11 protein-coding genes are annotated in these 14,392 nt (G+C 51.1%); 5 read left to right on the top strand and 6 right to left on the bottom strand.

Features of this window, described 5'->3' with window-relative positions; genetic code table 11:
* Window positions 1–55 precede the first annotated feature (55 nt).
* Entirely contained in the window at window positions 56–334 is a 279-nt protein-coding gene (locus IQ268_RS01435; protein WP_193874760.1) for a photosystem I reaction center subunit PsaK, read from the bottom strand.
* Between the two features lie 552 nt (window positions 335–886).
* On the opposite strand from IQ268_RS01435, the gene menA reads away from it, so the two are divergent.
* Entirely contained in the window at window positions 887–1,792 is a 906-nt protein-coding gene (gene menA / locus IQ268_RS01440) for a 2-carboxy-1,4-naphthoquinone phytyltransferase (protein ID WP_193874762.1), read from the top strand.
* Between the two features lie 260 nt (window positions 1,793–2,052).
* Here menA and IQ268_RS01445 read toward each other — a convergent pair whose 3' ends face one another.
* Window positions 2,053–4,353, bottom strand: a complete 2,301-nt coding sequence (locus IQ268_RS01445; protein WP_193874764.1) for a glycosyltransferase — start codon at window positions 4,351–4,353, stop codon at window positions 2,053–2,055.
* Between the two features lie 414 nt (window positions 4,354–4,767).
* On the opposite strand from IQ268_RS01445, the gene IQ268_RS01450 reads away from it, so the two are divergent.
* Window positions 4,768–5,511, top strand: coding sequence for a DUF4079 domain-containing protein (locus tag IQ268_RS01450; RefSeq protein ID WP_193874766.1), 744 nt, complete (start codon window positions 4,768–4,770; stop codon window positions 5,509–5,511).
* Here IQ268_RS01450 and IQ268_RS01455 read toward each other — a convergent pair.
* From IQ268_RS01455 to IQ268_RS01470, 4 genes are all read right to left on the bottom strand, one after another.
* The gene (locus IQ268_RS01455) at window positions 5,508–5,822 is read right to left on the bottom strand and encodes a TMEM14 family protein (protein ID WP_193874768.1); all 315 of its coding nucleotides are present in this window, start codon (window positions 5,820–5,822) and stop codon (window positions 5,508–5,510) included. The two genes, IQ268_RS01450 and IQ268_RS01455, sit on opposite strands and share 4 nt — an antisense overlap.
* Window positions 5,819–6,583 (bottom strand): carbohydrate ABC transporter permease, encoded by a 765-nt coding sequence (locus IQ268_RS01460; RefSeq protein WP_228035004.1) that lies wholly within the window; start codon window positions 6,581–6,583, stop codon window positions 5,819–5,821. Before IQ268_RS01460 ends, IQ268_RS01455 begins: the two co-directional genes overlap by 4 nt.
* A 172-nt stretch (window positions 6,584–6,755) precedes the next feature.
* Window positions 6,756–8,381, bottom strand: coding sequence for a 2-isopropylmalate synthase (locus IQ268_RS01465; RefSeq protein ID WP_193874773.1), 1,626 nt, complete (start codon window positions 8,379–8,381; stop codon window positions 6,756–6,758).
* A gap of 302 nt (window positions 8,382–8,683) precedes the next feature.
* Window positions 8,684–9,349: a pseudouridine synthase gene (locus IQ268_RS01470; RefSeq protein ID WP_193874775.1), complete on the bottom strand. Its 666-nt coding sequence runs from the start codon at window positions 9,347–9,349 to the stop codon at window positions 8,684–8,686.
* Between the two features lie 318 nt (window positions 9,350–9,667).
* Between IQ268_RS01470 and IQ268_RS01475 the strand changes: the two genes are divergently transcribed.
* The 3 genes from IQ268_RS01475 (at window position 9,668) to IQ268_RS01485 (ending at window position 14,356) form a co-directional block, all read left to right on the top strand.
* Window positions 9,668–9,976 (top strand): hypothetical protein, encoded by a 309-nt coding sequence (locus tag IQ268_RS01475; RefSeq protein ID WP_193874777.1) that lies wholly within the window; start codon window positions 9,668–9,670, stop codon window positions 9,974–9,976.
* 197 nt (window positions 9,977–10,173) lie between these two features.
* On the top strand, window positions 10,174–11,901 hold the full coding sequence (locus IQ268_RS01480; protein ID WP_193874779.1) for a succinate dehydrogenase/fumarate reductase flavoprotein subunit: 1,728 nt from the start codon (window positions 10,174–10,176) through the stop codon (window positions 11,899–11,901).
* A 763-nt stretch (window positions 11,902–12,664) separates the two neighbouring features.
* Window positions 12,665–14,356, top strand: a complete 1,692-nt coding sequence (locus IQ268_RS01485) for a HAMP domain-containing sensor histidine kinase (RefSeq protein WP_228034978.1) — start codon at window positions 12,665–12,667, stop codon at window positions 14,354–14,356.
* The last annotated feature ends 36 nt before the right edge of the window (window positions 14,357–14,392 follow it).

Here is a 14,392-nt window from a genome sequence, read left to right on the forward strand (position 1 = left end):
AATTACAGGGTGCGTTGCATCTGCAACGCACCCTGTTTAAGTCGAATTCAAGCGCTTAGGTAAATGAAGCGACAGCCAAAATCGCAAGCGTGCCTAACACATGCCCAAAGCTCATAGCACCTAAAAAGCCACCAACGCTGACGTCGTTGAAGAGAACCGATGATAGAGGCAAGGGCATCTTGGGCGCATCGTGAGGACGATCGATCGACCGACTGGCGATAATCAGCACCAGCAGACAGGTCACCGTCATAATCACTGGCTTTTGCCAGTTTGCAATAAAGCCAGTTGATGTAACGGGAACTTGCGCTAGCTGCAACAAAAGGTCGTGAAACAAAGCTTTCTCCTAGATTTTCAGCAATGGTTTACGTCACAGGCTGTTAGGTGAGAACTGAATCTGTTCCAAGCTGTGATTAAACTATCGTTATTGCTACAACTAAAGTTGAACTCCTTCTACCGAAGGATTTGAAAGGATGCTGCAATGATTTCACGCGACCAGTGGTGTTTGCTTGTTTGCGTTGCTGCGGCCTGTATTGGATTTATTTCACTTGCCTGGTGGTGTGCTGTGCTGCCACCGTAAGGTAGTACGGCACTCATGTTGCCCCCGTAGGCAGAACGCAAAGGATTCGGCACCGAAGACCTCACAGAATGGTGCGAGCGATCGCCGATCATCCATTGGGTTAGCTCCACACTGCGGTCAAATTCGGCTCCGGAAACAGCCGAGCGTGACTGTTAACCCAATTTGAACTTTTGTAACTGAGATTGCGCTAACTGCTGTACTGGAATCGAAATATTTCTAAAGATTGCTAAATCCACCCCAACTCAGCTTGAGAGTACCCGCAAAGTCGTAGAATTATTAGGCTTCTGGCAACCTCAACTATTCCAGGCAATGACCACAAAGTCTCTTACCTACCCTAAGTCTAAGCTTTGGCTGGCGGCAATTAAGCCACCGATGTATAGCGTCGCCATCATGCCAATTGTATTAGGAACTGCCATTGCTTTTGCAGAAACAAATTCGCTTCAGATTGGTACCTTTCTCATTTTTTTAATCGCCGCCATTCTCATTCTTGCCTGGGAGAATTTGAGTAACGATGTGTTCGATTCAGAAACAGGAATTGATCTGAACAAACACCATTCTCTTGTGAACTTAACCGGTAACAAACGGCTAATTTTTTGGCTCAGCAATGTGTGTTTAGGTTCAGGCATTTTAGGTATCCTGGCGATCGCCCTATGGCAGCGGGATATCACCGTGTTAGGGCTAATTCTGCTGTGTTGCGCCTTGGGCTACATCTACCAGGGGCCACCTTTTCGCTGGGGGTATCGTGGCCTGGGAGAAATTCTATGCTTCTTAAGCTTTGGCCCCCTGGCCGTTTCAGCAGCGTACTACAGCCAAACTCAATCCTGGTCAGCCGTTAGCCTCACAGCCTCACTGCTCCTGGGCATCAGCACCAGTCTCATTTTATTTTGTTCCCATTTCCATCAGGTTGAAGATGACCTGGCTGCCGGGAAGCGATCGCCCATTGTTCGTCTTGGCACCCGTCGCAGCGCTCAACTACTGCCCTGGGCCACCGGGGGGATTTTTGCCTTAACCCTGCTGTTTGTGGTACTTCATATCTTCCCCCTCTCCACCCTGTTCATTTTTGCCAGTTTGCCGTCTGCCTATAAACTTTGCCGTCACGTGCAGATGTATCACAACCAACCAGAACGAGTGAGCAACTGCAAGTTTTTGGCCGTCAATCTCCACTTCTGGAGCGGTGTGTTGCTCAGTTTGAGCTTTGTGTTCGCAGCCCGATAGAAAACAGAACCAGAGATTAAGAATCTTAAGGGGCGAGAATCCCATCCGAAGTGCCCCAATGCCCCCTGCAATGCGAAGCGACTTGTCCCCCTCTTCCCCCATTCCTTGCGGAGGGGGACTGGGGGACGCGCTTCGTCCCTCAGTGGGGGTCTGGGGGCTAGCCCCCAGATCTTTAGCTCATCCAGTCCCCCCCACCAAATCCTGCAAAAGAGTGGAAGATCGCATATCCACCCTTCTCCCAACAAACCACCCAAAGACAATCAGGTTTTAGCAACCGCGATCGCACTCACATCAACCGTGCGAGCAAACAACACGCGAGGACGCAGCAAAATGCGAAACAGCAGCATAAACGATTGCAGTTCACTAGGCGTATGATGGCTCTTCCACTGCCCCGGTCGGCAGAATAGGATCGCCACCAGTTGCCGCTGCTGCTGCAAACTCACCTGCTCAAACGAGATCCGAACCGTTGGAAACTCATCCTTTATCCCACTCGCCGTTGCTTGCCCCTGCAACACCAACCCTTCCTCTAAAATATCGAGCTGCACAGGAATCGTTTCATCCCCTACCAACCCTGGAAAACCAGACTGGGTTAATGCCACTTCAGCACCCACTTCCGACAGCATCGTGGTCACGCCCCAAAATAGCTGAGGATGAGGTGTTGTAGACGACTGAGGCACTTGCAACCGCACCGTTCGGCGTAAATCAAACCAGTCATAGAGGTTCGGGCGGGGCGCATCTAGCAAAATGAGCAGCGCAATCCCCAACATCACCAGGTTATAGCCACTCCAAATCCACCCCAGGCCAATGCCCTTGACCTGCATCGCCACTTCTGGGGGAACCGTCGCCTGCCATGCCCCCTTGATCATGCAGACCCCTAAATTGATCCACAAACTCACCGCCGTTGCCACAAACATCACCAACAACGGGGTCGCCAGTGACCAATTGAAGGAGTAGCGATCGCTGGCTGTGCCCTTGGGCGTTACTTTAAACCCCTTGGAAAACGGATTGAGCATCGATTGAATCACCGTTAGCGCCAGCGGAAAACACAACACCAGTGAGTAGATATCCGAGAGCAGAGCCGAGCGAGAACGGTAATTTAGCCAGGCAAACACCGAGAGTTGCACCAAATAATAGGGGAAAAAGAAGTAGAGCAGCTCATTTGCCGTGGCGCGTAAGGGAATCACCTGTAGAAAAGAATAGGTCAACGGCATCATCAAAAACCCAACCCGCGAGATACTGGTAAACCAGTGCAGCAACCCTTCCAGGTGTGCTAACCGCTGCAACGGCCTCAGCCCAGGAATCGTTAATGGATTGGAATGAATGAAAAAGGCTTGCAGCGTCCCCTGTGCCCAGCGAATTCGTTGAATAGCGTGGGCTGCAATATTTTCGGCAGCTAACCCAGCACTCAGCTTTTCATCGAGATAGATCAGGTTGTAGCCCTTAGCCGACAACCGAATCCCTGTGAAATAATCTTCACTGAGCGAATCGGTCACAAAACCGCCAGCCTCTTCCAGAGCACGACGGCGCAGCACAAACGATGTGCCAGAACAGATCACGCTTCCGGCTCCATCGCGAATTGGCTGAATTTGGCGGTAGAACACTTCTTCTTCAGGAGTCAGGACGTTTTCTAGCCCCAGGTTACGAGCGATCGGGTCAGGATTGTAAAACGTTTGCGGAGTTTGCACCAGGGCAATTTTGGCATCCTGGAAAAAGCCAAGCGTGCGGTGCAGAAAGTTTTTAGTAGGCACAAAGTCGGCATCAAACACAACGAGAAATTCTCCCGTTGTCCGGGCGATCGCGTGATTCAAATTTCCGGCTTTGGCGTGCCGATTATCAGGACGAGTCATGTACTCGCATCCCAACTCTTCGGCCAACGCTTGAATTTCGGGTCGGCGCGTATCATCCAATAGATAAATCGTGCGGTTGGGATACTCCAACGCCTGACAGCCAATCACCGTGCGCCGTAAGATAAATGCTGGCTCGTTGTAGGTGGGAATTAGTATGTCTACTGTCGGCATATACCGACCTTCACGCACATCCATTTCTAACCAGTCGGCCTCACGCCGCCGATCGCGCACACGCAGCATCAGCAACAGTTGAATGGTGCCACTCACCAGCATCAACAGTTCCAGGAAAAATAGCCCCAGACTAAACACCCCGTTCAACGGAGTGTCCAGGTTTAGAGTAGAAAGCGATCGCCACAACAGATACCGCACCGTTAACATCAACAAAATAGTGACAACGATGGCTCGCGACCAGGTTCGTGGCTGAGGAGACACCCTCATCACCACCAGCACCAGCACAAACAGGGCTACGGTTGGAACTAACAGATATTGACCAGCCACCATTGGCACTTCTAGCCAGAGAGGAGGGCTGGTCTGCAAAGCATTGAGCTGGGCAAAGATACGGCTGATGGTTCCCTGTCCGGCAAACCAGGCCGCAGCAATAGCACCTGAAAGCGCAATGATGCTGAGCAATACAACTGTGGTCACTTGCGGTTTGGCGAGTGCCTGCTGCTGAGAGTGCTTTGACGGACGGCCTTCTGATGATGAAGTAGTCATTGGCGTTGCTCTAACACATACTGAGTAAGTACAAGTCAACAGTGGTCTAAGTACGTCTCATGGGATTGCCGCTGTCTAACTTTCTAAACAGCCCTCGCACCCGAAATACCGGACATTCAGCAGCCTATGAGTAATCTTCTGTATAACTGCTCAGTCTTTTGGCAGCATTTTCTCAAGCTGAGCTGAGAATGAGCTGAGTCATACCTTAACGGATCTGGCTTCAATTCTTAGTAAACTATCATCCGGTTTCCCACTCAGTATGTCCCAATAGATAACAGTGTGCTAACACACCACCTCTAGCTAAATTCAGGCGATATGATGCTGAACAGCGAATAGCTGTGGCTAAATTGCTAGTATCCGTGGTGCTGAGATGGCCCATCGTCTCATCAAACCAACCGACTTAAGAGAGCGAATATGAGCGCTAAAGATATTGCAGCTTTAATCCATCCAGCGATCGCGATCGCCTTTGTTTTTCCGCTCATTGGCATGGTGGTCTATTTTTCGTTGCAAACCCGTCAACGCCGCTTAGCCGTAGTTGCAGGCGACAAAAGCAAAATTCCGCCCACCGTTGGGCCAGAACACTTAAAGTTGGGTCGAGTGCTGAGCGGTGCCGTCGTGGGGTTAACCCTGATCGGACTGGCGTATCCCTTGTTCACAAAAATATCGGCCAATCAAACCTGGAATGATGAACCGCTACGCATCGGCTTTGTGAGCCTGATCTACCTGGCGACGATCGCCTCTTTGCTGTTACTGTATCGAGCCAAGCCAAAACTGTGGCGCGGCGTTTTTGCAAGTTTAACGGGGATGGGGTTGATTCTGCTGGGGTCGCAACCTGAAATTTATCGGCGCGGCTTTGAATGGTATATCTCGCACTATTATTACGGCATCGCCGCCGCATTGCTGATGATCTTCTCGCTGGCGATCGTGCAGGACATCTACCAGGATCGGCAAAACCGCTGGCGCACGGTTCACGTTGTTTTGAACATCTTTGCCGTCTTGCTGTTTATTGGACAAGGCTTCACCGGAACGCGCGATTTACTGGAAATTCCGCTGAGTTGGCAAGAACCCTACATTCAGCAGCTATACGAGCAGCAGTGCCAAACACGCTCCTGCACCGTTCAGCCGGACGAAGCCAGCGAATCGCAGCCGTCGGGTTAGGTGGGTTGCGCCAACCAAATAACCAGGAGCGTCACCACACCAGCAACAATCATCAAACCCGCAGGCATCAACTTGCGGGTTTTGAACAGGCGCACAGCAAAGACCACAACTAAAACGGCAGCCACGATCGCCGCCAGGATCAGCCCCCCCGTCACGCCAAACCACTCCAGCGCTCCACCCAAAATCAGCAAGATACCGCTAATACTGCCTGAAATGAGCGATATCTTACTTTGGGCTTGAGCGTAACCCATGATGCCGCCAACAATTGATAAAATCCCGTAGGCGATCGCCGCAATAATTCCTGAGATCATCCTTTTACACCACTCCCAGATTCGGTTGGCACAATATAGTGTTGCATGACGATGAAAAACAGCAAAATGGGAGCGACCGAAATCACCGAGCCAGCCGCAATTAGCCGCCAGTCGAGCGAGAAAGCCCCCGCCAGTTGTGCCACCCCTAACGGCAACGTGTAAAACTCTGGCCGATCCAAAATGATTAGCGGCCAAAGAAAATCGCTCCAGGAACCAATAAAGACAAAAATAGCCAGCGTTACCAATGCCGGACGAATCGACGGCAGCATCACAAACCACCAAATTCCCACTTCCGAACAGCCATCCATCCGCGCCGCTTCTTCTAGCTCTTTGGGAACACCCTGAAACGCCTGACGCAGCAAGAAAATGCCGAAAGCTGAGGCGATCGCCGGAAAAATCAAGCCCAAATAACTGTTTCGCAAGCCCAACTGCACCGCAAGGATATACAGCGGAATCATCACAATCTGAAACGGTATTAAGATCGTGGCCACAACCAGCGTAAAGATGAGATTTTGTCCCCGAAACCGCAAACGTGCCAGCGGATAGGCCGCCAGCGAACAAAACAGCAGATTTAGCCCTACTGTTAACACCGCAACCAGCGTGCTGTTGAACAAATACCGCCCAAACGGATTCGTCTGCCACACGGTGACAAAATTTTGCAGAGTGGGCTGAGCCGGTAAAAATCGTGGTGGAAACTGAAAAATATCTTCCGTGGGCGCTTTAAAGGCGGTACTCACCAACCATACCAGGGGCAACAGCATCACACAGGCGATCGCCCCCAGCAGCACATACGTCCAGAAGTAGTGCCAAAACGGTTGAGACAGGTAGGAAGAAAAACGAGATGCCGATTCAGCCGTGGACGCTGAGCGTTGCAGATTAGGCTTCAATTTCCCACCCTGATTCATCCCGTTTCCTCAGTCTTAACGTTGACCACTATGCAACGGGCTGAACCACCTCTTCTCCATGCTGTGGATGCAGAGATTTGCCCCGTTGCATCGATGCGTACAGCCGATTCAGCGCATTAATATACGCATGAGCCGAGGCCACAATGATATCAGTGTTTGCCGCATGGCCTGAGAAAATTCGGTCTTCGTGCCGCAGCCGAATCGTGACTTCGCCCATCGCATCGATGCCCTCAGTGACAGACTGAACCGAGAACTCGATGAGCTGATTGGGAATTTCGACCACCCGGTTAATCGCTTTGTAAACCGCATCTACTGGCCCAGTGCCGATCGCCGCATCGGTTAGCTCCTGACCATCCAGCGTTCTCATGATCACAGTGGCCGTAGGACGGGCATGATCGCCACAGGACACTTGCACATGCTCCAGTTTGAACAGTTCTGGTACCTGCTGGCTCTCGTCATTGACGATCGCCTCTAAATCCCAATCGGTGACTTCTTTCTTGTGGTCACACAGTTCTTTGAAGCGCAAGAAAGCCCGGTTTAGCTCCTGGTCTGCCAACTCGTAGCCCAATTCTTTGAGGCGCGTACGAAACGCATTGCGTCCCGAATGTTTGCCCAACACAATTTGATTGTCGGTTAAACCAATGGACGTGGCATCCATAATTTCATAAGTCAGCTTGTGCTTCAGCACCCCGTCTTGATGAATGCCAGATTCATGAGCAAACGCGTTAGCTCCCACGATCGCCTTGTTGGGCTGCACCAACATGCCCGTCAAATTGGAAACCAACCGGGAGGTTTTATAAAGCTGCCGCGTATCAATATTAGTGAGAGCCGCTTCCGACTCTGGGGCACGACCCAAAAACGGGTTGAAATACTGCCGCCGCACGTGCATTGCCATCACCAGTTCTTCTAGTGCTGCGTTACCGGCTCGTTCGCCAATGCCGTTGATGGTGCATTCTAGCTGCCGCGCCCCATTCTTCACCGCTTCCAGGAAGTTAGCCACCGCCAAACCCAGATCATTGTGACCGTGGACGGAAATAATGGCGTTGTCAATATTGGGCACGTTTTCTTTGATGCCACGGATAATCGCCCCAAATTCTGCCGGGGTGGTATAGCCAACGGTATCGGGAATATTAATAGTAGTGGCACCTGCTGCGATCGCCCGTTCCAACACTTCATACAAAAACTCTGGATCAGAGCGTCCCGCGTCTTCTGGCGAAAACTCGACATCTGCCACAAACGACTTGGCAAAGGCCACCATCTCTTCCGCGATCGCCACCACCTCTTTACGAGTTTTCTTCAGCTTGAACTCCAGGTGAATATCCGAAGTTGCAATAAACGTATGAATGCGGGGATGAGCCGCAGGCTTGAGCGCATCTGCCGCCGCTTGAATGTCCTGGCGGGTGGCTCTAGCCAAGCCGCAAATCGTTGGCCCATCCACAGTGCCCACCTGCTGAGCAATGCGCTGCACCGCTTCAAAATCGCCAGGACTCGCAAACGGAAAGCCCGCTTCAATCACATCCACACCCAGTCGTGCCAGTTGACGAGCGATCGTTAGCTTTTCATCAACATTCAGGGTCGCTCCCGGCGACTGTTCGCCGTCTCGCAATGTCGTGTCGAAAATAATGATGCGGTCTTGCTGAGATTGAGTCTTCATGGCACAAAAACGGTAGGTTGCTGCGAATAAGGACGGTGTAGCTCGGAATTACGGCGGAAAACGTCAAGACGATATAGCTATTTTAGTGCTTGCTTTTGCTTTCGTTCGCCGCTTTTTAGAACGGATTGGGGTTGGCTCAATCACCGAATGCAAACGCCCACCGCCCCGTTCCTGCGTTGATTCACCCAGGCCACTCACTCGTGTTGTCATGGCTTGCTGAAATTCTGGCGACCCCTGCCTATATATATTTATCCCAAAGGTTTAACCCCTGGATAAGCAGGAGCATCCTCACTGCACCCCAGTTACCTGGGCAGATGCCCGGATTTTCTGCGCCGCAGATGTGCCGCCCTGGGCAACGTGGGCTTACCCAGTTGCAACAGCGGTTCAACTTCATCGCGGGTCAGTTCGCGCCACTGTCCCGGTTCTAATCCGTTGAGATGGAGGTGGGCGATCGCCACTCGCACCAACCGCAGCGTTGGAAACCCGATCGCCGCTGTCATGCGGCGCACTTGCCGATTTTTGCCTTCCGTTAAGGTCAGTTCCAGCCATGCGGTGGGCACCGATTTGCGAAAGCGGATAGGCGGATCACGGGGCGGCAACGCTGGCTCCTGGTCGAGCCGTCGAACGATCGCCGGACGGGTGCAATACCGCTGAATGATGACACCGCGCCGCAGTTGCTCTAGTGCTGTGTCATCGGGAATTCGTTCCACCTGCACCCAATAGGTGCGGGAATGCTCAAACTTAGGATCGGACAAATAATGCTGCACCCGCCCGTTATTCGTTAGCAGCAATAAGCCTTCACTGTCTCGATCCAATCGTCCCACTGGATATACGCCTGTTACCGGGATGTAGTCTTTGAGGGTTCGTCGGGTAGAGGAACCATCAGAAGCTGTCGAGGGCGATCGCTCATCGGTAAACTGCGTCAGCACATCATAGGGTTTGTAAAACAAAAGGTATTGATCAGGCACAGCAAAAATAGAAATACATACGCTATGTGAACCGCTAAGTTTTAAGATATAGCCCCAATTCGTAACCACTTGAAACAGGCCACGGGGGTGATTGTCTGTTCCTTATTCCATCCTCAGACATAGCTGGCAGTGCCCACCCTACTTAAACCCCGTTGCCATGATCCAGCGAGCATTGATACCGCTTTTTCTCATTGCGCTCGATTCATTCATTTATGTAAAAACTTATTGCAACTCATTAAGAAAAGATTTAGCCAAATTGTCTATTCCCATGGCTGGGCTTTACTGTAGAACTTTAAGGGATCTCGCTGGGGTAACGTTATGGACATCAAAAAATATCGCGTTGTTTGCACACTCTCCTTTGGAGACATTTATGGACAGATTATCGTCTGGCTCATTGTTATCTTCTTGAGTCTGGCTGCTGCTCTGGCGTTGATGGGAGCCAGTCGTCCGATTTATGCCCTGGCAACAGTTGGCTTAATTTTGGTACTATCCCTACCATTTTTGCTGTTTGCCTTCGTGACAACGCTGTTCAATCATATTGAATTCTCCTCGGTTGATCCGGCAGCAGAACCCAGGGGAGCAACGTCATCAGTGACCAATCAGCGTCCCGCAGAAGCCGCAGGCTGAAATGGAATGGGGAATGACATTGATCTACCAAAAACAATTTGCGACTCTTTAAATTGAGCTAAAACGGCTTTTGCTCCGGTTCGATCGCTGATTCTGAATCTCCATTTCTTAAAAACTCCCCTGCCTTTTGGTGGGGCTTTTTTATTTGCGTCACGATAGATCTAGATACCTAAAAACGTTTCAAACACCGTTGAAGCATGATTGAACACGACGTTGTCATTGTAGGTGGTGGACTGGCCGGGTCACGGGCTGCATTAGAAATTGTTCGTACGAACCCTCGTTTAAGTGTAGCTGTAGTGGCTAAAACCCACCCCATTCGCTCTCACTCTGTAGCGGCCCAGGGTGGAATTGCAGCTACGTTGAAAAATGTGGATGATGCCGACCATTGGGAGGCTCATGCCTTTGACACAGTTAAAGGGTCAGACTATTTAGCCGACCAGGATGCGGTAGAAATTCTGACGCGCGAAGCGCCTGACGTGGTGATTGATCTAGAACACATGGGTGTGTTGTTCTCTCGCCTGCCGGATGGCCGCATTGCCCAACGGGCGTTTGGAGGGCACTCCCATCGCCGCACCTGCTACGCCGCCGATAAAACCGGGCACGCCATTCTGCACGAACTGATCTCCAACCTGATGCGTCACGGGGTGACGATTTATGACGAGTGGTACGTGATGCGGCTGATTTTAGAAGAGGGACAGGCCAAAGGACTGGTCATGTTTCGCATCCTGGATAGTCAGGTTGAAGTAGTGCGAGCCAAAGCAATTATGTTTGCGACCGGCGGCTATGGACGCGTGTTTAACACGACATCCAACGACTATGCCTCCACAGGGGATGGTTTGGCGATGACTGCCGTCGCCGGGTTGCCCCTGGAAGATATGGAATTTGTGCAGTTTCACCCCACGGGATTGTACCCAGTCGGGGTGTTGATTTCTGAGGCCGTTCGGGGTGAAGGCGCTTACCTGATCAACAGTGAGGGCGATCGCTTCATGGCTAACTATGCGCCGAGCCGCATGGAGTTAGCGCCTCGGGATATTACCTCTAGAGCCATTACCCGAGAAATTCGAGCTGGACGAGGTGCCCACACCGATGGCAGTGCTGGCGGCCCGTTTGTGTACCTCGATTTGCGCCACATGGGTCAGGAAAAGATCATGAGCCGGGTACCCTTCTGCTGGGAAGAAGCGCATCGTCTGGTGGGAATTGATGCCGTGCATGAACCAATCCCAATTCGGCCTACAGTGCATTACTCGATGGGTGGCATTCCAACCGACACCGATGGACGAGTGCGTAGCGGTGCCGATGGCTTTGTCGAGGGATTCTTTGCGGCAGGTGAAGCGGCCTGTGTTTCGGTGCATGGCGCAAACCGCCTGGGCAGCAACTCTTTATTAGAGTGCGTGGTATACGGTCGGCGAACGGGAGCGGCGATCGCTCGCTATGTCGAGTCTCGTAAACTGCCCGAAGTCAACGAACAGCACTACATTGCCCAGGCGCAGCAGCAAATTCAAACGTTGCTGGATCAACCTGGAGACTATCGTATCGATCGCGTCCGACAAGCCTTCCAAGACTGTATGACCGAGCATTGCGGCGTTTTTCGCACCGAGGCAGTGATGAGAGCAGGTTTGGAGAAATTGCAGCAGTTGCAGCAACAAGCACAGCGAATTTATCTGGATGATAAACAATCGCTCTGGAACACTGAGATTATCGAAGCGCTAGAGCTGCAAAGCGTGATGATTGTCGGTGAACTGATTCTCACAGGTGCCCTTCAACGGCAGGAAAGCCGGGGTGCCCACTACCGAGAAGATTACCCCGATCGCAACGACGAGCAATTTCTTAAGCACACCCTGTCCTACTACTCCTCTGCTGGCATCGACATTCGCTATCGTCCCGTCAGCATCACGCTGTTTCAGCCACAGGAACGGCGGTACTGAAGAGGATTAATCTGTTTTGTGTAATATAAACAACGCATCTTGTAGGAGGAAAAATACGCTGAGTTAGTAAACGCACACGCTTACCGTGTTTTCACCAGTACCCATATCCCCCGAACCCGCAGTTTAAGCAATTGCTCGGTTAGGAATGTGTTTGAGCCAGGGCATATTTTACACATGGGACAAACCTGGTGAAAACATGGACGTTATTCTAACAGCGGTTATTTTTTTAACATCTTTCGTTTCGGGAGGAAATTTCTTTTCTCCCAATGATCAAGACTGGCAAGCCAAGAATCCACCGTGCGACCCGACTATTCCAGCAGATTGCCAGAGTGCCTCATTGCTATAAGCAGGTTTGCCAAACTCACCTTTATGGTTTGAACCCTATGTAGCCCAACGTGCCAATGGCACTGAAAAGAGGACATCCAGCTAACCTGGCTTTTGTCAGTACTAAACCTTATTACCTGAATAGTTCATCAGAATCAGGCAAGTCATCTTATTCACATTAAAAAACCCGGCAAGTCCTAACTTGCCGGGTTTTTCGCGTTTAATGGACGATGCGATCGCTGTGTACTCTAAAGAATGAGCAAGATTGGGTTGGCAACCCCTCAGAGTTTATTGGGCTGACAGAGTTAAACTATCTGAGTGTTAGGCTGGTATGCAGCCAGTTTATGCAGCCAGTTGAGTAACTGATCTAAGATTTGGTTAATCTATAGGACAATACTACGCCAGGCGTTGTATTGCTAATTATGCCTTCGAGGTGAATTTGCAACGTCGATTTCGCCATTCGCAACAAACGGCTAAACCGCAGGCCAATGCAACGTACGTTCAGCCTGTCAGCTTGCGTGTAAAGCTGTTAGTTGGATTTAGCATTGTTTTTAGTTTTGTCTTTGCCGGTGCGTTTTACTGGTTTTACACCTTTGCCACCGACAAGATCATGACTCAGCTTCGGTCAGACATGCAAGCGACCTTGGCTGGAGCAGTGCAGGGCGTGGACGTAGAAGAATTGTTAGCGCTGTATCGCAATGGCGATCGCAACGCTGCCGGGTTTTCTGACGATCCTCGCTACCAAAACCAGCTAGCCTGGTTCAAGACGATACACAGCATTGAACCTCGGGTCTGGCTATACTCCTTTGTAATTAATGAATCGACCCGCAACCGTCGAGTAGGCGCAGCGGCAGTGGCACCGGGTGAGCTAGAAGTGGTCTACCTGGTTGATCTATGGTCACTGAGAAACCCAACCAAAGCCGCAAAGTTTCTGGAAGCGGAAGCACCAGGAACGCCAATCGTTCGGGTGTTTGAAGAGAACCGAGTCGTGGAGACTCCGTTGATTTATCGCGATCGCTGGGGAAAGTGGCTCTCGGCTTTTGCACCGCTGCACGACACCAATGGCAGAGTCGTCGCCGTTTTGGGATTAGATATTGAAGCAGACTACGTGTTTGAGGTGAGAGAAGCCATTCGCAATCGCGTCATCGTTGCGTTTGTCACCACCTACGGCGTTTTGTTTGTTTTGATTTATTTCTTGTCGGGTGCCCTGACGCAGCAACTCACCGACTTGACAGAATCCGCCGCCCGCATTGGGGCTGGAGATTACAACCTCAATTTGGCGCTTGTGAGCAAGAGCAAGTTTCCCGATGAGATGGATTTGCTGGCTCAAGTGTTTGAAGCGATGGTGGACGGCATTCGCACCCGAGAACGACTGATTCGGGAAGGAAAACGGGCTGAAGACGAAATGCGGCTGGCTTTACAGGAGGAAAGAGAGCTAAACGAACTAAAGTCGCGGTTTGTTTCAATGGTCTCTCACGAGCTACGAACGCCCCTGACGGTGATCAAAACATCGCTAGAGTTGCTCGATCGCTACGGTGATGTCGCATCGGAAGACAAAAAACGCGATTATTTCAAGCGTGGGCGATCGGCGGTTGAGAATATGACTCAGCTACTAGAGGATGTTCTGACCCTCAGCAAGGCAGACGCAGGCAAGTTGGAGTGTAAGCCGTCTGTCCTCAATTTGGAAATGTTTTGCGAGGAAGTCGTTGAAGAGGTTCAAATGGGGGGAGCCAGCCACAACATCGTTTTTAGCACGCAGGCCAATTGCGAAGATGCCTATCTCGATCGCACCTTGTTGCGCTGGATCTTGACAAATTTACTGTCCAATGCGGTTAAATACTCGCCGATTGGCAGCACCATTGAACTAAAACTAACCTGTTTAGATGACACGGCTATTTTTGAAGTGCGCGATCGCGGTATTGGTATTCCGTTAGATGACCAACCGCGCCTGTTTGAATTGTTTCACCGCGCCAGCAATGCTACAGCCATTCGAGGAACGGGGTTAGGGTTGGCGATTGTGAAGCAGTGTGTTGCCCTGCATCAGGGATATATCACCTTCACCAGTGAGGAAGGCATGGGCACGACCTTTAAAGTTGGCTTACCGCTTCGCCAAACCAGCTTAACGGCATGAGTTAGAGGGTGTTTGAAAAGTATCTTTTACGTCTCG

Origin of the sequence: Oculatella sp. LEGE 06141 (assembly GCF_015207605.1) — a bacterium.
In the GTDB taxonomy this organism is placed as follows: domain Bacteria; phylum Cyanobacteriota; class Cyanobacteriia; order Elainellales; family Elainellaceae; genus Oculatella.

Bases quoted from the DNA above. Each gene is read 5' to 3' on its own strand.
- IQ268_RS01465 (WP_193874773.1), bottom strand. From the start codon at position 8,381: ATGAAGACTCAATCTCAGCAAGACCGCATCATTATTTTCGACACGACA.
- menA (WP_193874762.1), top strand. From the start codon at position 887: ATGACCACAAAGTCTCTTACCTACCCTAAGTCTAAGCTTTGGCTGGCG.
- IQ268_RS01475 (WP_193874777.1), top strand. From the start codon at position 9,668: ATGGACATCAAAAAATATCGCGTTGTTTGCACACTCTCCTTTGGAGAC.
- IQ268_RS01460 (WP_228035004.1), bottom strand. From the start codon at position 6,583: ATGCTGTTGCCCCTGGTATGGTTGGTGAGTACCGCCTTTAAAGCGCCC.
- IQ268_RS01450 (WP_193874766.1), top strand. From the start codon at position 4,768: ATGAGCGCTAAAGATATTGCAGCTTTAATCCATCCAGCGATCGCGATC.
- IQ268_RS01455 (WP_193874768.1), bottom strand. From the start codon at position 5,822: ATGATCTCAGGAATTATTGCGGCGATCGCCTACGGGATTTTATCAATT.
- IQ268_RS01445 (WP_193874764.1), bottom strand. From the start codon at position 4,353: ATGACTACTTCATCATCAGAAGGCCGTCCGTCAAAGCACTCTCAGCAG.
- IQ268_RS01480 (WP_193874779.1), top strand. From the start codon at position 10,174: ATGATTGAACACGACGTTGTCATTGTAGGTGGTGGACTGGCCGGGTCA.